Source organism: Roseivivax halotolerans (assembly GCF_900115815.1).
GTDB classification, from domain to species: domain Bacteria; phylum Pseudomonadota; class Alphaproteobacteria; order Rhodobacterales; family Rhodobacteraceae; genus Roseivivax; species Roseivivax halotolerans.
On record NZ_FOXV01000011.1, the window covers coordinates 23,551 to 44,392 of the forward strand.

The window sequence follows — 20,842 nt, forward strand, 5'->3', positions numbered from 1 at the left end:
ATGTCGGGGGCTTACTGGAAGACCGCGCCCGGATTATCGAGCGAATCCGATCCTTCGACGTTGATCTCGGAGGCGTCGAGCGTCGCAACCAGCGCCTCGATCGTGCGCGTCTGGTCCACCAGCGCGTCGATCCCGCCTTGCACGAGCGCGTTGCCCTCCTCGTTGCCGTAGCCGATCATCTGGTCGTAAGATTCCGTGCCCGTATCGGCGCGATCCTTGATCGCACCCATCGCCTCCATCGTCGCGTCGAGCTTCGCGGTCATCTCTTCATGCAGGGCCGGGTCGACCGATTGCACGAGATCCGCGAGGGAGGGCACGGACGTCTCGGTGCCGTCGAGCGCGGTATAGCTCCCGAGATAGACGTTCTGGATACCCTTGGCGTCGTAGAAATGCGAATTGTGCGTGTTGTCGGCGAAGCAATCATGCTCCTCCTCGGGGTCGTGCAGGATGAGGCCAAGCTTCATGCGTTCACCGGCAAGCTCGCCGTAGCTCAGCGATCCGAGCCCGGTCAGGATCGTGGCGATCCCCTCGCCATCCGACATCTCGTCGAGATTGGTGCGCGCCTCGCCATCCTCGCCCCAGGCCGCGACGATGTCCTCGAGGTCGGAGACGAGCAGGTCGGACGCGGCGGCCAGATATTCCGCGCGGCGTTCGCAATTGCCGTTGGTGCAGTCATCCGCCGCGTAATCGGTCCATTCGCGTTGGCCTGCGCCGGCATCGGTGCCGTTCAGGTCCTGCCCCCAGAGCAGGAACTCGATGGCATGGTATCCCGTGGCCACGTTGGCCTCGACGCCGTCGATCTCGTGCAAGTCTTGCAGAAGCTCGGGCGTGATCGTGCCTGCATCGACGGATTGCCCGCCGACCGAGATCTCGGGATTTGCGATAACGTTGGCGCGGAAGAAGTTGTTCTCTTCGCTGGTCTCGCCGTAGAGCGAGGTGTCCACGTAATCGATCAGGCCCTCGTCGAGCGGCCAGGCGTTGACCTTGCCTTCCCATTCATCGACGGCCGGATTGCCGAAGCGGTAGGCTTCGGTCTGCTGGTAGGGCACACGCGCATCGAGCCATGCCGCCTTTGCTTCCGCGAAGCTTTCTTCGGACGGGGACGAGATGAACGCATCTATCGCAGCGTCGAGCACCCGCGCCGCGTCGAGACTGTCGGTATATTTCGCCTCGGCCAGATCGGCATATCCGTCGATCACGTCCCGCGCCGATTGCGCCTGCGCCATGCCAGCACCAAGTGCCAGCACCGATGCGAATGAGATGAAGCCCGTCGAGCGCATGATCGCGTCCCCCTGCTGGTTTTGAATTGTTGATATGTTTGGTCAGAAATTCAGCCCACGTCAATCTCCGATTATTTTAGTCAGACTATTTCATCGCCCTCGCAGCCCTGGCCCGCGGGCGGCAATCACGTTGCACACGGCGTGATCCAGCGCGTATCCTTCCTGCAAACGCAGACGTTTCCGAGGCACAGATGAGCGGCACCTACTACGCGCCCAAGGGCGGCCACCCCGGTCAGGAGCAGCTCCTTTCGGGCCGCGCGGTCTTCACCGAAGCCTATGCCGTGCTACCCCGAGGCACGATGCAGGACATCGTGACGAGTTATCTTCCGGGCTGGAGCGATACGCGTCTTTGGGTGCTTGCGCGCCCGCTCTCGGGCTTTGCGGAGACATTTTCGCAATACATCGTGGACGTCGCGCCGGGCGGCGGCTCTGCCGACCCCGAGACCGATCATCGCGCGGAGGCCGTGCTTTTCGTGGTGGACGGCACAGCAAGCCTGACGGTGAATGGCGCGCCGCACAGCCTCACACCCGGCGGTTATGCCTACCTGCCGCCTTCTTCGAAATGGCAGTTATTTAACGAGGGCGACATGCCCCTGCGCTTCCACTGGATCCGGAAAGCCTATGTGCCAGCCCCCGGCTTGGCCGAGCCGGATGTGCTGATCCTGAACGAGGCCGACATCGCGCCGACGCCGATGCCGGGAACGGAGGGCAGATGGGCGACGACGCGCTTCGTCGATCCGGCGGACATGCGACATGACATGCACGTCACGATCGTCACGCTCCAGCCCGGTGCGGTGATCCCGTTCCTCGAAACGCATGTGATGGAGCACGGTCTCTACGTGCTCGAGGGGAAGGCGGTCTACCGGCTCAATACCGACTGGGTCGAGGTCGAGGCGGGCGATTTCATGTGGCTCCGCGCCTTCTGCCCGCAAGCGTGCTATGCAGGCGGGCCCGGCCCGTTCCGCTACCTGCTTTACAAGGACGTGAACCGACACGCCCCGCTGAGCCTCTAGCGTGTGACCTCGAAAGGCGCGTCGAACCAATGCTCCTCGAGGTTCGCGCCTGCGCCGATCCTGTCCACCACCGCGAACAATCCCGGCGCAGCGAGCGGCGTGAGAACCCCGTGCCATGTGCCCCGGTGGTAGTTCACACCCTGCCCCTGCGCGGTCAAAAACGCGCGCGGCACGCCCGGCACGCCGCCCTCGTCCGGGGCAACGATCACGAGGAACGGCTCCTGCGACATCGGCACGAAAGCCTGGCTTCCCTCCGGATGCCGCTCGACCATCTCGAGGCGCATGGGCAGGCTTCGCGGCTCGGCATCAAAAAGGCTGATCCCGGAGCGTCCATCGGCGAAGTCAAGCGTCGCCCGGTCGTGATACCGCCCGCAAAGCCCCTGGTTGATGATCTTGTCAGGCGCGCCCGAGACCTCCAGCACGTCGCCAAAGGGCGCGAAAGCCTTCGCTGTCAGCGGCTCCATGCGAATAACCCGGCTCATGCGCCAAGCTTGTCCAGAAGGCGCAGCTTGGCGATACGCTCCACCTGCCGGCAGGCCGTCTCGAACTCCGTGGCACGATCATTGTTCAGCCGATCCTTGAAGGCCTGCATGATCGTCGCCTTCGTGTTGTCCTTGACCGCGATGATGAAGGGAAAGCCGAACTTCTCGGTGTAAGCCTCGTTCATCTTGGTGAATGCCTCGCGTTCCTCGTCGGTCAGCGCGTCAAGCCCCGCCGACGCCTGCTCCGCCGTGGACTCGGCCGTGAGACGCTTCGCTGCGGCAAGTTTGCCCGCGAGATCCGGGTGCGCCTTCAGAACCTCGAGCCGGCGCGGCTCCTCGGCCGAACGGAAGATCCGCGCAAGAGCATTATGCACGCCCGCCGCGCAATCATGTGCGGGGCCAAGCTCGAGATCATGCGCGCGCTCGGCGATCCAGGGGCTGTGCTCGAAAATGCCGCCAAATTCGGCGACGAAGCTCTCGCGATCCATCTCTGAGGGACGCTGGCGGGACGTGGGCGGATGCTCCCGCGCCCAATGCTCCGCGATCTCGGCGCGCGTCGCGAACCAGACCCCTTCATGCGCCGCCATGTGATCGAGCGCGCGTTTCAGCGCCATCGCGCGGCCGGGCCGCCCGATCAGGCGGCAATGCAATCCGATGGACAACATCTTCGGCGCACCCGCTTCGCCCTCGGCATGGAGCATGTCGAAACTGTCTTTCAGATAGCCCTCGAATTGCGTGCCATCGGTGAAGCCCGCCTGGATCGCGAAACGCATATCGTTGCAATCCATCGTGTAGGGCACGATCAGCTGATCGCGGCCGCCCGCCTTCACCCAATACGGCAAGTCATCAGCATAACTGTCTGCGATATAATCAAAATTTCCCTCTTCCGCCGCAAGCCGTACAGTCTCCATCGAGCAGCGCCCGGTATACCAGCCGCGTGGGGGCGCACCGGTCACCTCTGTATGCAAGCGGATCGCCTCGCGGATCTGCGCGCGCTCTTCCTCGGGGTCCATGTCCTTGTGCTGGATCCATTTGAGCCCGTGGCTCGCGATCTCCCAGCCGGCCTCCTGCATCGCGGCGAGCTGCTCCGGCGCGCGGGCAAGCGCGGTGGCGACGCCGTAGACGGTGATCGGCAGATGCTTCAGCAGTCCGTGAACGCGCCAGAACCCGGCGCGCGCGCCGTATTCGTAGATCGTCTCCATGTTCCAGTGCCGCTGACCGGGCCATGGCTGCGCGCCAGTTATCTCGGACAGAAACGCCTCGGAGGCCGCATCGCCATGCAAGATGTTGTTCTCACCGCCTTCTTCGTAATTCAGCACGATCTGTACGGCGATCTTCGCACCGTTCGGCCAGTTCGCATGAGGAGGCTTCGGCCCATGGCCGCGCATGTCTCGCGGATAGCGTGTCACGATCGATGTCCCTTCTGTCCCGTCCCGACATAGATCGCGGAGCACGCCGCGAGGATCAAGTCGGATTGGCAAGCCTGCGCGCGACAGGCATAGAGAGACGGGACAGCGAAGGAGTGGTTCATGAGCGGTTTCCTGACGACGCATGTGCTCGATACGGCGCGGGGATGCCCGGCAGCCGGGCTTGCAATTGCGCTTTATCATCTGGACGGGTCCGAGCGGACGCTGATCGCCGAGGCGGTCACGAATGCCGACGGGCGCACGGACACGCCGATCCTTCCGGTAGAGAACTTCAAGACTGGCAGCTATGAGCTTGTTTTCCTTGCAGGAGACTACCTCAGGCACGCTGGCCTTGCGGCGGAAGAGCCGCTGTTCCTGGACGAGGTTCCAATCCGCTTCGGCATGTCGGATGCAGACGCGCACTACCACGTGCCGCTGCTTCTCTCGCCCTATGGCTACTCGACCTATCGCGGCAGCTAATTCGTCTGCCTATTCCATAGCCGCACCGGGGCGTTACCAATGCACGCCCCGAAAGAGCGGGCACAAGGCGTTTGCGGGCATCGTCTGCATGCCACAAAATAAGGCGACACGCGCGCATCCGCGCTCGCAAGACGTTCGGGGACAGGCTTCATGTACGATCTGGCAATCATCTGGGACTGGATCGCCTTTTCGGTCCGCTGGCTGCATGTCATCACCGCCATGGCGTGGATCGGCACATCCTTCTACTTCATCGCGCTAGACCTCATGCTACGCGATGCGCCCGACCTGCCAGAAGGCGCGGCAGGCGAGGAATGGGAGGTGCATGGCGGCGGCTTCTACCACACAACCAAATATCTCGTAGCCCCGGATCGGCTGCCCGAGCATCTGACCTGGCACAAATGGCAGAGCTATTCGACCTGGCTGTCGGGCGCGGCGCTCTTGATGATCGTCTACTGGGTCGGCGGCGAGCTTTACCTCATCGATCCGGGCAAGGCCGACCTCGCGCTCTGGCAGGGCATCGTGATCTCGGGTGGCTCTCTGACGCTGGGCTGGCTCGCCTACGACGCGCTCTGCAAGTCGAAACTGGGCGAGACGCCGACGGCACTGATGCTCATCCTGTTCGTCATTCTGACCGCAATGTCATGGGGTTACGCGCAGATCTTCACAGGCCGCGCGGCGCTTTTGCATCTCGGCGCCTTCACGGCGACGATCATGACCGCGAACGTGTTTCTCATCATCATGCCGAACCAGCGGGTGGTCGTGGCCGATCTCAAGGCGGGCCGGAAGCCCGATCCGAAATACGGCAAGATCGCCAAGCTGCGCTCGACCCACAACAATTACCTGACGCTGCCGGTCGTCTTCCTGATGCTGTCGAACCACTACCCGCTGGCCTTCGCGACCGAGTATGCCTGGATCATTGCCAGCCTCATTTTCCTGACCGGCGTGACGATCCGTCATTATTTCAACACCTTGCACAAGACCGGGACCGGGCCGCACTGGACCTGGGCGGTGACGGTGCTGATCATGATTTCGATCGCCTGGCTTTCGACCTTCTCGGGTAACGAGACCTATGAGGACGCCGCCGCGCGCGAGATGACGCCGCACGAGACCCGGCTTGCCTCTGCCGCGGGCTTCGAGGACGCCTATTATGCGGTCGTCGGCAATTGCTCCATGTGCCATGCGCGCGAGCCCTCCTGGACGGGCATTCACCGCGCGCCGAAGAACGTCGTGCTCGAGACCGAGGCCGATGTCGCGCGCCACGCCCGACAGGTTTACCTGCAAGCCGGGCGCAGCCACGCGATGCCGCCGCCAAATGCGTTCGAGATGGACGCGGAGGCTCGCGCGCAGATCGTTGCCTGGTATCGCGGCACAGCCTCCGAGTAATATCAGATCCTTAGCCGACGGTATTGAAGTCCGGCCCATAGGGATAGCCGGTGATATCCTCCGCTCCGTCCTCGGTGATGACGAGGATGTCGTGCTCACGGTACCCGCCAGCTCCGGGCTGCCCTTCGGGGATGGTCAGCATCGGTTCCATCGAGATCACCATGCCGGGCTCCAGCACCGTGTCGATATCCTCGCGCAGCTCAAGTCCCGCCTCCCGTCCGTAGTAATGCGACAGAACGCCGAAGGAGTGGCCGTAGCCGAAAGTGCGGTATTGCAAGAGGTCGCGCTCCGCGAAGAAGGCGTTGATCGCTTCCGTGACCTCCGCGCAAGACGCGCCCGGCTTCAGAAGCGACATGCCGTACTCATGCGCCGCGACATTCGCCTCCCAGATCGCGCGGGAGGCCGCGTCCACGTCACCGACGAAGAGCGTGCGCTCGAGCGCGGTGTAATAGCCCGAGATCATCGGGAAGGTGTTGAGCGAGAGGATATCTCCGCGTTCGAGCTTACGCGCTGTCACGGGGTTGTGCGCCCCGTCCGTGTTGATCCCTGACTGAAACCAGACCCAGGTATCGCGATATTCGGCATCGGGAAAACGCTCGGCGATCTCAAGCTCCATCGCATCGCGCCCGGCCATTGCTACGTCGATCTCGCGGGCGCCTTCACGGATCGCCTCGCGGATGGCATAGCCCCCTACATCAGCCACCGCTGCGCCTTGCCGGATCAGCGCGATCTCGGCGGCAGATTTGTGCATCCGCTGGCGCATCGTCGCGGGCGCGATGTCATGGGTCCGAATTGGCGCAAGGAATTCCGTCATCAGCGCGTGCTGCGCCAACGTCATGTGGTCGGCCTCGAAGCCGAGCGCCGCGCCCTGACCGGTGACCTCGCGGATCGCGCGCCAATAATTGTTCCGCTGCCAGTCCGTATAGGTGATGTTGTCGCCATGGCAGCGCCGCCAGGGCTGGGCCGCGTCGATCCCGGCGCTGATCGTCACGCTCGCGTCATGCGTCACCACGAGGCCGTAGGGCCGCCCGAACGCGCAATAAAGAAAGCCCGAGTAATAGGCGATGTTGTGCATCGAGGTGAAAAGGCACGCGGACAGCCCTGCCTCGTCCATGCTTTTTCGCAAAATGGCAAGCCGCGCATCGTATTCGCCCGGCGCAAATGGCAGGACACGCGGACCTTGATGGAAACGGTAAAAATCGGGACGGTTCATCGCTCTACTCCTGGCGGCGCTACCGCAGGAGGCGAGACCTTCCCCCGCCGCGGCAACGACAAAGCAAGATCCCGGCGTTCAGGACGGTGATACGGGCGCGCGGCCTGTCCCGCGCGGGCGACGCCATCGCCAACCCCCGTTCTGCGATTATGGCGCCGTCCGGTGCGCCGCGGCAAGTCTCAAATCGCGCGGCGCCGCTTCAGTAGGGCCCAGGCACGCAGATCGAGGAGCGCCCGGCCCGTTGCCAGAACCGCCAGCGCGCATAGCAGGATCTTCGAGACCTGCCCCATCGTGCCCTCGATGAGGACCGCATGGACGATGGTGCAGACGAGCGTGATCGCGACAAGCCCGCTGTGGCCGGGACGCCAGAGGCGCGGGCTGAGCCGAAGCTTCTTGCGGGAAAGCGCCAGCGCCGCAGCCGCGAAGGCCGTCCACATGGCTATGACGCCCCAGGCCGCGAAGGGCGTGGCGGAGGTGAATGTGAGCGCGTCGATCACATCGGGCGGGCTGGTGATCCAGAGGCCGCCGACGTGGAAAATAATGAGCAGGACAAGCGCTATGCCAACCAGACGATGCACGCGGCGACCGCGCTGCGGCGGCAGTCCCGGCAGATAGCCTGCGGCCAGAAGCGGTTGTAGGACCATCACGACAAGACCGAGGATTCCGGCGAACCCTGCCGCGATATAGATCGGCCCGCGCCATTCGAGGAGCGGACTTGTCGCGGAAACGGCCACCGGCCAGGACAGCGCGGCAAAGAGCGCAAGCCAGATCAGAACGCCGCGCAGTCGGATCACGTTCAGGCCGGTTGCAGCACGAAATCGGCACGCAGGCTGGTCTCGCTGGCGCTCGACATGACCGGACGCAGGAACACCGTCTCGTACGCGCCGCTATCATAGGCAAGGTGCCCGTGCGGCTGGCCGAAGGCGGGCACGATCTGCGGCATTTCGAGCCGGAACTCGCCATTGGCATCCGTAAGCGTCGCGCCGTGGCTTTGCGGGTCGCGCTCATGTCCTTCGGTCGTATGCGCCCAGATCTGGATACGGGTATTCGGAAGCGGTGCGCCGTCACCTGCGCGGCGCACAGTGCCGGTCATCCAGAAGCCGCCGCCTCCGATGCGGTCGACGATGGGTGCCCCGGGGCGATAATTGTTGGAGCCGCCGCGCATGGTCGGCGTCGGGGCAAGACCTTGCGCCCGTGCGGGCACGAGAAGGCCGGAGGCCCCAGTGATGAGCGCGGCTCCAGCCGCCGCAGCGCCGATCATCAACGTGCGGCGATCGATCGTGGAGCGTGTCATGGCTGTCTCTCCTCTGTCGGCTTCAGGAGCGCGCAAGCGCAGCCGCTCCTGCGCTTAAAGCTTGGCACGATCTGCCGCAGAGTGAAGCGCGCCCACCCGATTGTGAACATGCAAGCTCGCCGGAGCGCGCCTTGCCGCGTCAGCCCAAGACGCGCGGGATCGACCGGTTCCAGCGATGATCACGAACCTCTCGGTCGCCCTCCCAGGCCCGGAGCCGCGCCTCGATATGGAAATGGGTGGCATCGCAGGTCAGGCGAGTCTCGGTCACGGTGCGGATCGACCAATCCTCGCGCGACATCTCATGCACCCAAGTGACCTGCCCTTCGGCCGAAAGCGGATCGTCCGGCAGGATCGAATAGCGCTCACGCACATCGGCCGAATGATGCAAGCCGTGAGGGACGATGTGCGCCGCTCCCTCGTGATCGCGCGTCTCGACCGTCACGCGGCCGGTTTCCCGATCCTCGTGAACCGACCAGCCCGAATGCGGCTCGACGTCGAACTCGAGATCCAGAGGCTCCGCGGCGCGCGGCTTGCCGAACTCGGTTGCGCACGGCGTCGGCGCCTCCGAGAGCGGCAGGTCGAGCTGCGATTGCGCGGGCAGAACGGTCAGCGTGACCGGCTCTGGCGCGGGCCAGATGATCGGGAAATAGCTCGTCGACAGACCGAGCCGGATCCGGTGCCCGGCGCGGAAGGTCTGCGCGACATGCTTCATGGGGATCGTGACGGTGTAGGTCTCACCGGGAACGAGCTCGGCCGGATGTTCGTGGCTGTCCCGATGTGTGAGGTTCAGAACGCCGTAGCTCACGCGCGTCGCCGCCCCATCCGGGGCCACGTCCATGAGCCGCGCCGCGACCTGGGCGATCGGCTTGTCGACCTCAAATGTCAGCGTCAGGGACGGATCGCCAACAAGATGCGCCGGCGCATCGAGCGGTCCGGTCTCGAAGACGAGGCTACCGGCATCTTCGCGCCGCTGATCGCCGGGCTGATCGCCGATATTGGCATAAGAGCACCACTTGCCTGCATGTGCGCCGACCCAGAGCGGGGATGAGAGCGTCAGCTTCGCGCCTTCCTCAGCCTCCGCACCACCAAGACCGCCATCCGCGCCCAGGGCGAACCGGGTGCGCGCCACGTTCGGCGACGGCCAGGTCGGCTCCGTGATCCACTGCCCGTCTCGATGGTCATAGAAGCCCGCAGGTTTGGCATGGTCCTGAAGGTAGACGCAGAGCGCGGGCTCATCGGTGATGCCCGTATCCACGCCCTTCATCCACTGATCCCACCAGCGTGTCTCCTCGGTGAGCCAGTCGATCGCCGGGCCTGGCGCGCCCAGATGGGGATATTTGTGCGACCACGGGCCGACGATCCCCTTGGCCGGGCTCTTCAGCGTTTCGACCAGACGGAACACGGCGCGGCAATAGCCGTCGGCCCAGCCCGAAACCGCGTAGACTGGCACCTCGATATCCGAGATGTCCTCGCAGACCGAGCCGTGCTTCCAGAAGTCGTCTCGGGTCTGGTGCTGGAGCCAGGTGTCGAGCCAGAGCCCCGACTTGTCGAGCCGCTCTTCCCACATGCCGCGCCAAGCCTCGCCCACATGTGCGGGATCGGGCGGCAGCGTGTTGATCCCGAACATCACCGACGCCCAGGAAAGCTGATCGCACAGAAGCGCGCCGCCCATGTAATGCACATCGTCCGCGTAGCGATCATCGGTCGAGCAGATGCTGACCACCGCTTTTAGGGCGGGCGGGCGGAGCGCGGCGAGCTGCAATCCGTTGAACCCGCCCCAGGAGATACCGACGATGCCGACGCCGCCATCGCACCAGGCCTGTTCGGCGATCCACGCGATCGCGTCGCAACCATCCTGCAGCTCGATGGGCAGGTATTCATCGAGCATCAGGCCCTCGGATTCGCCCGTTCCCCGCAGGTCGAGCCGCACGTAAGCGTAGCCCTGACCCGCGAGCCAGGGCGCGCGGGCGTGGTCACGCTCCAGCGTTTTGTCGTTCTTGCGATAGGGAATGTATTCGAGGATCGCGGGCACGGGCCGCGCCTCTGCATCCTCGGGCATCCAGATCCGCGCGGCGAGTTTGGTGCCGTCGGGCATCGGGATCTCGAAATGTTCGATCTCCCGCACCGGGCGGGGCAGGTTCGTGTCGATTTTCATGAGGCTCGCCGATCGCTTGAGGGGTCGAGGCGCTTATCGCCGCCTCGGCCCCCGAAGTCCATGCGGCAACCTATTCCACGATGTCGGTAAACTCGTAATTGAGCCGTTTCATCACCTGCTCGTAATTGTAGAGCAGCTTGCCTTGCGTCCGCGCCCCCATCCAGACAGATGCGACCGCGAAGCTGTAGGCATCCTGCTCCGGCAATTCGGACAGAAGCTGGCCTTTCTTGACATACGAGGCGATGCGCGTGCCGTCGATCTGCTCTGCCGCGACCTCGACCTCCGCGCGCGATGGCGCGCGAGCCACGGTCGCATCACGGAAGAACACGCGGTAGAAAAACTCCGCCGCGACGTTGTCTGGCCCCTCGCCTTTCGGCATGTCGGGTTTCCGGCCGAGGCCGAGGTCAATGGTCACCTGCTGGTGGCTGACCCCATCGACCATCTCGAAGAGGTCGCAATGCGACTGCGCGATACGGGTGTTGATCTCCAGAAGCCAGATCTTGTCCTGCACCTCGTCCCAGTAATACTCGATGTTGAAGCCCGCATTGTCATAGCCGATATGGGCCATGATCGTGCGGGTGATCTCCCACATCTTGTCCTGCACCTTCTGGGGAAGCTGCTGGGACGGGTAGAGATAGTAGAAAAAGCTCAAGACCTGAGGATAGCGGATGGAATCGACCGTGCCGTAAGGCACGACCTCGCCGTTGTGAACGTAGCCTTCGACCGTGCATTGCCGCCCGCCGATGACCTGTTCGGCCATGCAGTAATGCCCTTCGACCGCCGCGATATCTTCCGGCAGGTTCGCCCGGCTCAACACATGGTCGAATGGCTCGCCGATGCTGCGGATCTCGGCCCGCAGTTTCTCGATGGCGAAGTCGAAATCCTCGGGCGAATCGATCCGGAAGCCGAGCCGCGAGCCCGACGACTTGATCGGCTTGACGAAGAACGGAAAGCGCAGATCCGCCTGCCCGATTTTCGCGAGAGCCTCGTCGTCGAACGGATCGAAGGCGGTGAATTTCGGGATATGATCGGGGATCGCCTCCCGCATGACCACGCGCGACCAGTACTTGTGCTCGCATTTTAGCAAGCTTTCGAGCGATGCCTGTGGCGTGCCGTATTTCTCACAGAGGATCGGCAGCATCGTGGAGACCGGAAAGTCGATATAACCCACGATGGCGTCGATGGAGCCGTCAAAGGCGTCGAGCGTTTCTTCGGCCTCCTTCAGCATCGCGGGGATGTCGAAATCCTGCGTCTCGGACACCTGCGCGGGTGTCAGGAGCGGGTGGAATTCCACGTCCTCGACGCCGCGCAGGCGCCTCAGACGTTCGGCGTTGAGATCGTTCAGTCCGATGACGAATACATTCTTGGTCATTCTTGCCTCCTTCCCTGCGAAGGTGGTGTCGGGCTCGACGACCGGCAGAGAGCGGTCGCCACGCCCGTTACGATCAGTTGTCCGGTTGCGCCAGTTCGGCTTGTGTCGGGAAGGACCGGCCCTTGAGCCGCTCTGTCGTCCCGTCGATGTCATCGACCAGAAGCAGGAGGAAATCGCCTTGCCGCGCGCTTTCCATCGCGCGGTCGACGGCTTCCGCCTCACCCATGATGATCTCGACCCGTCCGGCTTCACCGCCAGAGGCAGCGCCTTCGTGGATCAGCCTCGCGACCTCGCCTTCCTCGCGTCCGCGCGCATCGGTCTCGTAGACATAGACCTCGTCGCACATCTTGGCGAGCTGCGCGCCGAGCGCCATCAGGTCTTCGTCGCGCCGGTTGCCCGGAGCGGTCGAGACCGCGATCCTGCGCTGCGTGCCGAGGCCGGTGACGAGCGGCTCGAGCGCCTCGAGAGCGGGGACGTTGTGACCGTAATCGATGAGGCACTTCACCCCGTCCGCTTCGAAATAATTCGTGCGGCCCGGCATCTGTGCGGGCGTCGGATGGAAGGTCAGAAGCCCTGCGCGGATATCGTCGATCTCGATCCCGTGGGCGAGCGCGGCGGCCGCAGCCGCCATCGCGTTCTGAACGTTGAACGGCGCGTGACCTTCGAAGGCGATGGGCACATCGTTCACCTTCACGATCTCGACCGTGACCTTGCCGCGCAGGAGCACGATCCAGCCGTTCTTTACGCTCATGACCATGCCGAGGTTGCTGAGATGCTCCGCCAGGTCCGGGTTGTCGGGGTTCATCGTGAAATAGATGATCTCGCCGCGCGCCCAATAGGTGCCCTGGTCCATGACAAGCGGATCGTCGGCGTTGAGGACGCAATAGCCGCCCTCTCCCTTGCGCTTCACCGCGTCGACCACGACCGTCTTGCAGCGCGCCAGTTCCTCGAGCGTGTGGATGCCGCGTTCGCCTAGGTGATCGGAGGCGATGTTCAGAAGAACGCCGACATCCGCCTCGTCGAAGCCCAGACCCCGCCGCATTATGCCGCCGCGCGCGACTTCGAGCACGGCATGTTCGACCGTCGGCTCGCGGAGGACCGCCTGAGCCGCCGCGGGGCCGGAATAATCGCCGCGCAGGATGACGTTGTTGTCGATCTCGACCGTGCCGGTGCAGCCCATGCCCACCGACCAGCCCGCCTGGCGCAGGATGTGGCTCGTCAGGCGCGTCGTCGTGGTCTTGCCGTTCGTGCCGGTGATCGCTGTGATCGGAATGCGCCCGTCATCCGTTTGGTCGGGGAAGAGCATATCGACAACATGCTGGCCCACGGGTCGCGGATGGCCATGCGTGGGCGACATGTGCATACGGAAACCGGGGCCGGCATTGACCTCGACCACACCGGCCGATTGACGGTCGAGCGGGATCGAGACGTTCTCGCACAGAAGATCGATGCCGATCACGTCGAGCCCGACGAGCCGTCCGATCCGCTCCATTGCGAAGCGAACCTCGGGATGCACTTCGTCGGTCAGATCCGCGGCGGTGCCTCCGGTGGAGATATTGGCCGTCGACTTCAGAAAGGCGATCTCGCCCTCGGGCAGAACGGTATCGAGCGTATATCCCGCCTGTTCGAGCATCCGGTGCGTCTGCTCGTCCACATTGATCTGGGTGAGCAGGTTCTCGTGGCCGACGCCCCGTCGCGGATCCTTGTTTTCGATGTCGATCAGCGCCTGGATCGTGGTTTTGCCATCGCCGACCACATGCGCCGGACGGCGGCGGGCGGCGGCGACCAGCTTGCCGCCGATCACCAGCATCCGGTGATCCTCGCCCTTGATGTAGCTTTCGACGATCACGCCAGCGTAGTCGTCACGCGCCCGCGCCACGGCGGCGTCATACCCCGAGCGCAGATCCTCGAGCGTGTTGATATCGGTGGTCACCCCGCGCCCGTGATTGCCCGAGAGCGGCTTCGTGACGACCGGCCAGCCGATCCATTCGGCGGCGGCCTGAGCCTCTTCGAAGGAATAACAGGTTTGTCCGTGCGGCACCGGCACGCCCGCTTCGCCCAGGATCTGCTTGGTCCAGTCCTTGTCGTCGGCGATCGAGTGACCGATGATCCCCGATGCATCCGTCACCGTCGCCTGGAAGCGCCGCTGCTTGATGCCGTGACCGAGCTGCGTGTAGCTCGTGCCTTCGGTCAGGTTGTAGGCGGGGATGTTCCGCGCCTTGGCCGCATCGACGATTGCACCCGTCGAAGGACCGAGCGCATTGGCGTCGCGCACTTCCTTGAGGCTGTCGATATATGGTTGAAGATCGACGTCCTCGTTGTCGTAGAGCTGCTGGACGATCTCGACCGCCGCCTGGCCCGCGGCAAGGCCCGTCGCCTCGTCGCGATAGCGGTACACGACGTTGTAGATGCCTTTGTCGTAGCTATCGACGGTCTTGCCGTAGCCGACCGAGAACCCGACAAGGTTCTGCAATTCGATCGCCACGTGCTCGACCATGTGTCCTGCCCATGTGCCATGCCGCACACGTTGCAGGAAACCGCCCGCCTCTCCGACGGAACAGCGGTGGTGGTGGATGGTGGGGATCAGCGCCTCGAGACGCTCGGCGATGCCCTCGACCTTGTCGCTCGGTCGCTCTTCCAGCTCCTCGATGTCGAGGCGCATATAGATGGCTTTGTAACGGCTGTAATAGTTGGGGCCGCGCAGCGCACGGTGCTCAAGTATTTGCAATCCTTAGCTCCAGGCTTTCTGCCTCGAGCTCGTGCGGCCCGAGGACCCGCCGGTCCCTCAGGCTGTATCCATAACCCTCAACCAGCGCATGCATTTTAACGCCGTGAACCGTGACAGGTTCCCCGTCGGCGAGATCAAACACATTCGACCCGGTGATCTCCGAGCTGTCAACCAGGATGACATGGCCCGGTCCGAAGGCGCGGATCAGGTCGCCGTCGAACTGGACTGCCGCATCCTCTCCGAGGCCGACGCCGAGATATTCCGGGTTGGTCGCGCCCACCTCCATCAGCCGCGAGAAGCGCCCGCGTTCGAGGAAGTGGGTATCGATGATGACGCCCTCGACGAAACCGAAGCCCGCCGACATCTTCACAGCGCCCTTGCGGAGTGCATCGTCCGCCGGACCGCCATAGACCATCGTGGCCGATTGGCAGGCCGCGCCCGCGCTGGTGCCTGCGACGACCATGCCTACTTCGTGCCGCTCCCGGATCGCGTCGAGCGCGTCGGAGGCCCCGAAGATATTGGTCAGGCGCATCTGATCGCCGCCCGAGATGAACAGGACGTCCGAGGCGCGGATCATGTCGATGAACTTCGCGTCATGCGCGTCCTTGCGCTCGCGAATACGGATATCGAGCACCTCCGACGCACCCTTCGCACGGAAGGCGTCGTTATAGCCGTCGAACACTTCGCCGGGAATGCTGCTTGCCGTGGTGATGACGCCGACAATCGGCGCATCCTTGCCCGACAGCTCCAGCACATGCGCCAGGATCGCGACGGAATTGGTCTTGTCCTCCGCCCCGCCGATGGCAACGAGAGCGCCCGGCTTGGCGAAGGGCCGTGCATCCTTTTTCGAGACCGGTGTCGTCATGTTCATGGACGTGCCCTTGTGAACCAAACGGAAGCTATATCTTGTGTGATGATGATCGGCAAACGGTAAATAGGACAGTCCCCTTTGCAAAGAATTGCGCCGATTGTTGCATTCTGCCGCGTTTTTCAGCGATGACGTGGCGGCGAAGACCCACAGGCACCGACTTTTTCACGCGAGGATTGTAATGGCTCAGGGCTACACGCTCGTAATTCATGGCGGCGCGGGCGTTTTGCCGCGGCAGACCATGACCGAGGAGATGGAGACGCGGTACCACGCGGCGCTGGACCGCGTTCTGGCCGCGGGCGAGGCGATTCTGGAGGCGGACGGCTCGGCGCTCGATGCGGTGGAAGCGGCGGTGATCGCACTCGAGAACGAGCCCTTGTTCAATGCCGGGCGCGGCGCGGTTTTCACGCGCAAGGGCACACACGAAATGGATGCCGCGATCATGGACGGCACGGACCGCCGCGCCGGCGCGGTCGCGGGGATCATGGGGCCCCGCAACCCGATCCGGGCGGCGCGTGCGGTGATGGAGCGCACGAGCCACGTCCTGATGATCGGTGACGGCGCGCTCGATGTCGCGCGCGAGGCGAGCCTGCCTTTCGAGGACGCGGCTTATTTCTATACCGAGGAACGGCATGCGAGCTTGCAAAGCACGCTCGAGATGGAGCGCTCGGGCGCGCTCGATGACGATCCGAGCCGTAGGCACGGCACCGTGGGCGCCGTCGCGCTCGACCGGCACGGCTGTCTCGCCGCCGCGACCTCGACCGGCGGGATGACCGCGAAACGCGCTGGGCGCGTTGGCGACAGTCCGGTGATCGGCGCAGGCACCTATGCCGACAATCGCAGCTGCGCGATCTCGGCGACCGGCGATGGCGAGGTTTTCTTGAGGCTGGCCGTGGCCCACGAGATCGAGGCGCGCGTTCGGCTGACGGGTGCCACCCTGACGGATGCGGCCGGGACCGTTGTCGCCGACGACTTGACCGACGCGGGAGGCTCGGGCGGGCTGATCGCGGTCGCGAAGGACGGCACTTTCGCGGCGCCCTTCAACTGCGAAGGCATGTATCGCGGCTGGAGCCGGGAGGACGGCGACCGCGAAACCCACGTCTACTGACCTCGTGATGACGATCGCGGGTCAGGCGAAACGCTCCGGCCCGTGCCATTGCGTCTCGCTGTAGCGGTCGCCATGCGCCCAACCGGGTGGCAATGCCTCCTCGATCCGCGCGAGATCCTCTGCGCCAAGGCGCATGGTCGCCCCGCGCGCCGCTTCCTCGAGGTGACGCGGGGAGCGGGTGCCCGGAATGGGAATGACCGTCTCGCTGCGCGACAGGAGCCACGCGATCGCAAGGCTGGCTGCCGGGGCCTCGAAGTCAGCGGCCAGCTGTCTGAAACGATCCGAGCTTGCGAGATTGTAGGCGAAGTTCGGCTCGTGGAAACGAGGATTGGACCTGAGGAAAGCCGAGCCCTCCACCCGCGCCATGTCGGGCGGCGTGTCGGTCAGGAAGCCCCGGCCCACGGGCGAGAAGGCGACAAGCGCAACTGCGTGCCGCTCGCAAGCTTGCACGAGGCCAAGCTCCGGGGCGCGGGTCGCGAGCGAATATTCCGACTGCACCGCGTCGACGAGATGCACCGCCATCGCCCGGTCGAGCGAGGCCGGGGATATCTCGGAAAAGCCCACCGCTTTCGTGCGTCCCGATGCCTTCAGCTCGGCAAGACTTTCGGTCACCTCTTCGATGGGGCGTGCCGCCTCGCGCCGATGCACGTAGAACAGATCGACCGCCTCAAGCCCGAGCCGGGCGAGACTGGCCTCGAGCGATGCGGTCAGATGCGCCCGGCTGTTATCGTAGAACCTCCCGCCGGTCTTGGGATCGCTGCAGATGCCCGCCTTTGTCGCGATGCGGAAAATCGGGCCGCGCGATGCGAGATAGCGTCCGATGACCTCCTCGGAATGGCCCATGCCATAGACGTTCGACGTATCGAGATGGTCGATACCGAGCTCCGCCGCCTTGTCGAAAAGCGCGAACGCCTCCTCTTCCGTCGAAGGGCCGTAGAACCCTGAGATGTTCATCGCGCCGAGGCCGATCGCGGTAAGGGAAAGCCCCGATTGCCCGAGAGTGCGGGACGGAAGAGCGGTGTTGGTCATGATCTGTCTCCTGCCGCAGCCATTCGCGCGGTGAATGTGTCGAGGGAGGATGTGCTCAAGCTGCGCACCGCGTCCCAGAGCGCCTCTGCGCGATCTGTGCCGAGCAGCGCCGCCGCCTTGCGCCGAAGGCGCGGTTCGGTCTCCGCGGCGTCCGCATCGCGAACGAGGTCGTGTCCGGCCTCGGCGCTTTCGCCATCCTCGCAAAGAAGTCTCACGCGTGCCGCCGTATCGGAAAGCGTCTCGTCCGTTCGGACCTCGACCTTGTCCCTGAGCGCAACGAGATCCGGCCGCGCGCAGGTCTCGGCCGAATAGCTTTCGAGCGCTGCGGTATCGACGCCCGCCAGCGCCATCGCCGCGGTCAGCCGGTAGCTGAACTTCGCGGCTAGTCCGGTTTCGGGTCTGGGCTGGTTGCAGACGGCGAGCCAGCGCGGATGGGTCGTGACCTCGATCTTCGTTATCTTCTCAGGGTCGAGCGTCGTGATTGCCGGATCGCGCATCGCTTCGAGCATGGCATGCAGCCCGTGGCAGCACGCGTGGAACTTGTAGGAAATCTGCGGGAAAACCCATGTCTCGCCCAGCCCGTCGAACGCCTCCTTGCGGGCCCCGCCGCCATGCGTCGGCCCGAAGCCTTGCGGGCCTTCCATCGCCTCAGGCGCCGATCGCGCACCGGCCTCCGCCAGCAAAGCGCAGGTCACGCCGACCTCAGCGGCAAACCCGGCATTAAGCGGTTTGCCCATGGTGCCGAACTGGCTCTTGAGCCCGGCGGCGCGGGTCGCCGTCAAGCCAATCGCCGCTTCCAGGCCGCCAGCATCGAGCCCCGCAAGACGTCCCGCCGCCACGGCCGCGCCGAACGCGCCCGAAGTCCCGGTCTGGTGAAATCCGGCCTCGTAATGGCCGCGCCCGAGCCAATCGCCAACGCGGCAGGCGGTCTCTAGCCCGAGCGCCAGCGCGTCGAGCAGCGCCTCCCCGCTTGTGCCCCGCGTCTCCGCCACGGCGAGCGCGGCGGGGATCACCGCGACACTCGGATGGCCGATGTGAAGAAAATGCGTATCGTCGTAGTCGAGCGCGTGGCTCGCCGCGCCATTGGCCAGTGCCGCGGCGCGCGCGCCAGCCTGACCGCCGCCGAAAAGCGTGGCCTTGCCCGGCTCACTTCGCGCCAGGGCAAACGCCGCCTCGGCCACCGGCTCGCCCTGCCCCGCAAGTCCGACGGTGGCCCAGTCGTAGAGTGACAGGCGGACGGTGCGCGCCAGATCCGGATCGCGCGGCGCGGGGCCTGACGCGAACCCGGCAAGCCGAGCGGCAAGTCCAGTCATGCAGCGGCTTTCCGGCGGGCCTGAGGTTCGATCGCGGCGCGCGACAAAAGATCGGACAGCCGCGGATCTTCGTCCTCGGCGGCGGCGAGCGGATCGCGCGGCTGAAGGCGATGGCTGAGCACCAGCCGCGACAGCGTCTTGCGGTCTTCGGCGGCCGTGCCGCGCATCCGCGCCGCTTCCCAGGCCATGAACACCGCCGCGCTTGCGTGGTACAGCCCCGACGCCGCGCGCCGTGCCTCCTCGTCACTGCCTTTCTCGGCGCAGCGCGCAGCGAGTGCGACGGCACGGTCAAGGCAGGGCGCAATCTCGGCGGCCAGTTCGGCGTCGCTCTCGGCAAGGCAGCGACGCAGATATTCGGAAAGCGCGTCCAGTGCCCCTTCCCGCCGCGCAGCTCGCATCACGTCGAGCGCGATGATGTTGGACGTGCCTTCCCAGATCGAGCCGAGATGCGCGTCCCGCAAAATCCGGGCATCCGAGAACTCTTCGATATAGCCACAGCCGCCGCGCACCTCCATCGCATCGCCCGCGACCTTGCGCGCATCGCGGCATGTGCGGAATTTCACGAGCGGGGTCAGGATTCGCAGAACCTTCGCCATGTCGCGATCCCCGCCATCCGAGGCGGCGAGCGCGCGGGCGGTATGGAAGACCATGCTGCGGCCCTCCTCTGCGGAAACCAGCATCTTCGAGAGCTGCCGGCGCATGAGCGGCATGTCGATCAGGCGCTTCCCGAAAGCCGTCCGGTTCCGCGCGATGTAAAGCGCCTCCGAGACCGAGCGGCGCATCAGGCCCGCGCTCCGCACACCGTTTGCAAGCCGGGACATGTTGATCATGTCGGTCATCTGCTTGAAGCCCTGCCCGGCCTCACCGACGAGGTAGGCGGTCGCACCTTCGAGCGCGATCTCGCCCGACGCCATCGACCGAGTGCCCATCTTGTCCTTGAGGCGCAGGATACGGTAGGCGTTGAGGCTGCCATCCGGTAGGTGCCGCGGCAGCAGGAAGAGCGAGAGCCCCTTCGTGCCGTCCGCCCCCTGCCCGTCAGGCCGTGCGAGCACCATCGCCAGACCCGCGTCGGGGTTCGAGCAGAACCACTTGTCCCCGTAGAGGCGCCACGCGCCGTCCTCCTGTCGCGCGACGGTCTCGATCGCCCCGACATCGGAGCCCGCCGCCTGCTCGGTCATGAACATCGCGCCTTGAAAAAGCGTATCCATGTCCTGGCTCGTGAGACGATCGATGTAGCGTTCGACCAAGGCGGGACCGCCGAACTTGACCAGCGTTCGTGTCAGGCTGTCGGTCATCGAGAGCGGACAGCAGAGGCCGAACTCGGCCTGAACGAAAAGGTAGACCAGCGCATATTTCGCCATCGGGTGAAGCTTGGTCTCGGCGCCGAAGACCCCGGCGCGGTGCGACATTGCCGCCAGACCGAATTCGCTGAACGCGTAGCGCTCGAGTTCTTCGTAGGCGGGATGCTTCTCGATTGTCTCGGACCGTTGACCGGTGCGGTCCCGCAGCTTCAGTTCCGGCGGGTTGTGATCGGCGGCGAGCGCCAATTCTTCGAGACGATCCCCGACGAGTCCGCCCATGCGGTCGAGCTCGGGTCTGAGGCGGTCCTGCAGATCCTCGGGCAGGTAGATATCCAGAAGCGCGTCGAAAGCCGGATCGGACGCGAAGGCGTTGAGCCCGCGGCTGTCGGGAATGTTGTTCTCGGTTGCTGCCATCGT

The 20,842-nt window shown here is 64.7% G+C and carries 17 protein-coding genes; 4 read left to right on the forward strand and 13 right to left on the reverse strand.

Annotated elements, in window-relative coordinates; translation table 11 throughout:
* Positions 1 to 11 precede the first annotated feature (11 nt).
* Entirely contained in the window at positions 12 to 1,280 is a 1,269-nt protein-coding gene (locus BM171_RS14285) for an imelysin family protein (protein WP_093013786.1), read from the reverse strand.
* A gap of 191 nt (positions 1,281 to 1,471) precedes the next feature.
* Here BM171_RS14285 and BM171_RS14290 point away from each other — a divergent pair, with 191 nt between their 5' ends.
* Positions 1,472 to 2,293, forward strand: coding sequence for a bifunctional allantoicase/(S)-ureidoglycine aminohydrolase (locus BM171_RS14290; protein ID WP_093013789.1), 822 nt, complete (start codon positions 1,472 to 1,474; stop codon positions 2,291 to 2,293).
* Here the strand turns inward: BM171_RS14290 and BM171_RS14295 are convergent.
* Both BM171_RS14295 and puuE read right to left on the reverse strand, forming a co-directional pair.
* A complete protein-coding gene (locus BM171_RS14295) occupies positions 2,290 to 2,775 on the reverse strand; it encodes an ureidoglycolate lyase (protein WP_093013792.1) in 486 nt (161 codons plus the stop codon). The two genes, BM171_RS14290 and BM171_RS14295, sit on opposite strands and share 4 nt — an antisense overlap.
* Positions 2,772 to 4,184: an allantoinase PuuE gene (gene puuE / locus BM171_RS14300; RefSeq protein ID WP_245760276.1), complete on the reverse strand. Its 1,413-nt coding sequence runs from the start codon at positions 4,182 to 4,184 to the stop codon at positions 2,772 to 2,774. Before puuE ends, BM171_RS14295 begins: the two co-directional genes overlap by 4 nt.
* Positions 4,185 to 4,304: 120 nt before the next feature.
* Here puuE and uraH point away from each other — a divergent pair, with 120 nt between their 5' ends.
* Complete coding sequence (gene uraH / locus BM171_RS14305; RefSeq protein WP_093013798.1) at positions 4,305 to 4,661, forward strand: hydroxyisourate hydrolase; 357 nt, start codon at positions 4,305 to 4,307, stop codon at positions 4,659 to 4,661.
* 150 nt (positions 4,662 to 4,811) lie between these two features.
* On the forward strand, positions 4,812 to 6,044 hold the full coding sequence (locus BM171_RS14310; protein WP_093013801.1) for a urate hydroxylase PuuD: 1,233 nt from the start codon (positions 4,812 to 4,814) through the stop codon (positions 6,042 to 6,044).
* A gap of 10 nt (positions 6,045 to 6,054) precedes the next feature.
* Here the strand turns inward: BM171_RS14310 and BM171_RS14315 are convergent, their stop codons facing one another.
* The 7 genes from BM171_RS14315 to BM171_RS14345 all read right to left on the reverse strand — a co-directional run bounded on the left by BM171_RS14315 (position 6,055) and on the right by BM171_RS14345 (position 15,677).
* Positions 6,055 to 7,257 (reverse strand): aminopeptidase P family protein, encoded by a 1,203-nt coding sequence (locus tag BM171_RS14315; protein ID WP_093013804.1) that lies wholly within the window; start codon positions 7,255 to 7,257, stop codon positions 6,055 to 6,057.
* A gap of 179 nt (positions 7,258 to 7,436) precedes the next feature.
* Complete coding sequence (locus BM171_RS14320; protein ID WP_093013807.1) at positions 7,437 to 8,051, reverse strand: ferric reductase-like transmembrane domain-containing protein; 615 nt, start codon at positions 8,049 to 8,051, stop codon at positions 7,437 to 7,439.
* 2 nt (positions 8,052 to 8,053) lie between these two features.
* Positions 8,054 to 8,551: a peptidase associated/transthyretin-like domain-containing protein gene (locus tag BM171_RS14325; protein WP_093013810.1), complete on the reverse strand. Its 498-nt coding sequence runs from the start codon at positions 8,549 to 8,551 to the stop codon at positions 8,054 to 8,056.
* Between the two features lie 139 nt (positions 8,552 to 8,690).
* Complete coding sequence (locus BM171_RS14330; protein WP_093013813.1) at positions 8,691 to 10,706, reverse strand: CocE/NonD family hydrolase; 2,016 nt, start codon at positions 10,704 to 10,706, stop codon at positions 8,691 to 8,693.
* A 70-nt stretch (positions 10,707 to 10,776) separates the two neighbouring features.
* On the reverse strand, positions 10,777 to 12,078 hold the full coding sequence (locus tag BM171_RS14335) for an ATP-grasp domain-containing protein (protein WP_093013816.1): 1,302 nt from the start codon (positions 12,076 to 12,078) through the stop codon (positions 10,777 to 10,779).
* A 73-nt stretch (positions 12,079 to 12,151) separates the two neighbouring features.
* A complete protein-coding gene (cphA, locus tag BM171_RS14340; protein WP_093013819.1) occupies positions 12,152 to 14,806 on the reverse strand; it encodes a cyanophycin synthetase in 2,655 nt (884 codons plus the stop codon).
* Complete coding sequence (locus tag BM171_RS14345; RefSeq protein ID WP_245760277.1) at positions 14,793 to 15,677, reverse strand: cyanophycinase; 885 nt, start codon at positions 15,675 to 15,677, stop codon at positions 14,793 to 14,795. The genes cphA and BM171_RS14345 overlap by 14 nt, the downstream gene beginning before the upstream one ends.
* Positions 15,678 to 15,855: 178 nt before the next feature.
* Between BM171_RS14345 and BM171_RS14350 the strand changes: the two genes are divergently transcribed.
* A complete protein-coding gene (locus BM171_RS14350; protein ID WP_093013822.1) occupies positions 15,856 to 16,782 on the forward strand; it encodes an isoaspartyl peptidase/L-asparaginase family protein in 927 nt (308 codons plus the stop codon).
* 21 nt (positions 16,783 to 16,803) lie between these two features.
* On the opposite strand, the gene BM171_RS14355 is transcribed toward BM171_RS14350, so the two are convergent.
* From BM171_RS14355 to BM171_RS14365, 3 genes are read right to left on the reverse strand one after another with little or no spacing between them, the layout of a single operon-like run.
* Positions 16,804 to 17,811, reverse strand: a complete 1,008-nt coding sequence (locus BM171_RS14355) for an aldo/keto reductase (RefSeq protein ID WP_093013825.1) — start codon at positions 17,809 to 17,811, stop codon at positions 16,804 to 16,806.
* Positions 17,808 to 19,124, reverse strand: coding sequence for an MmgE/PrpD family protein (locus tag BM171_RS14360; protein WP_093013828.1), 1,317 nt, complete (start codon positions 19,122 to 19,124; stop codon positions 17,808 to 17,810). The genes BM171_RS14355 and BM171_RS14360 overlap by 4 nt, the downstream gene beginning before the upstream one ends.
* A complete protein-coding gene (locus BM171_RS14365) occupies positions 19,121 to 20,839 on the reverse strand; it encodes an acyl-CoA dehydrogenase family protein (protein WP_093013831.1) in 1,719 nt (572 codons plus the stop codon). The genes BM171_RS14360 and BM171_RS14365 overlap by 4 nt, the downstream gene beginning before the upstream one ends.
* Positions 20,840 to 20,842: the final 3 nt, after the last annotated feature.

Excerpts from the sequence above, each read along its gene's own strand:
- BM171_RS14355 (WP_093013825.1), bottom strand. The coding sequence starts at position 17,811 with ATGACCAACACCGCTCTTCCGTCCCGCACTCTCGGGCAATCGGGGCTT.
- BM171_RS14310 (WP_093013801.1), top strand. The coding sequence starts at position 4,812 with ATGTACGATCTGGCAATCATCTGGGACTGGATCGCCTTTTCGGTCCGC.
- BM171_RS14350 (WP_093013822.1), top strand. The coding sequence starts at position 15,856 with ATGGCTCAGGGCTACACGCTCGTAATTCATGGCGGCGCGGGCGTTTTG.
- BM171_RS14285 (WP_093013786.1), bottom strand. The coding sequence starts at position 1,280 with ATGCGCTCGACGGGCTTCATCTCATTCGCATCGGTGCTGGCACTTGGT.
- BM171_RS14365 (WP_093013831.1), bottom strand. The coding sequence starts at position 20,839 with ATGGCAGCAACCGAGAACAACATTCCCGACAGCCGCGGGCTCAACGCC.
- BM171_RS14360 (WP_093013828.1), bottom strand. The coding sequence starts at position 19,124 with ATGACTGGACTTGCCGCTCGGCTTGCCGGGTTCGCGTCAGGCCCCGCG.
- uraH (WP_093013798.1), top strand. The coding sequence starts at position 4,305 with ATGAGCGGTTTCCTGACGACGCATGTGCTCGATACGGCGCGGGGATGC.
- BM171_RS14345 (WP_245760277.1), bottom strand. The coding sequence starts at position 15,677 with ATGAACATGACGACACCGGTCTCGAAAAAGGATGCACGGCCCTTCGCC.
- BM171_RS14330 (WP_093013813.1), bottom strand. The coding sequence starts at position 10,706 with ATGAAAATCGACACGAACCTGCCCCGCCCGGTGCGGGAGATCGAACAT.
- BM171_RS14290 (WP_093013789.1), top strand. The coding sequence starts at position 1,472 with ATGAGCGGCACCTACTACGCGCCCAAGGGCGGCCACCCCGGTCAGGAG.
- BM171_RS14295 (WP_093013792.1), bottom strand. The coding sequence starts at position 2,775 with ATGAGCCGGGTTATTCGCATGGAGCCGCTGACAGCGAAGGCTTTCGCG.
- BM171_RS14325 (WP_093013810.1), bottom strand. The coding sequence starts at position 8,551 with ATGACACGCTCCACGATCGATCGCCGCACGTTGATGATCGGCGCTGCG.
- BM171_RS14335 (WP_093013816.1), bottom strand. The coding sequence starts at position 12,078 with ATGACCAAGAATGTATTCGTCATCGGACTGAACGATCTCAACGCCGAA.
- BM171_RS14315 (WP_093013804.1), bottom strand. The coding sequence starts at position 7,257 with ATGAACCGTCCCGATTTTTACCGTTTCCATCAAGGTCCGCGTGTCCTG.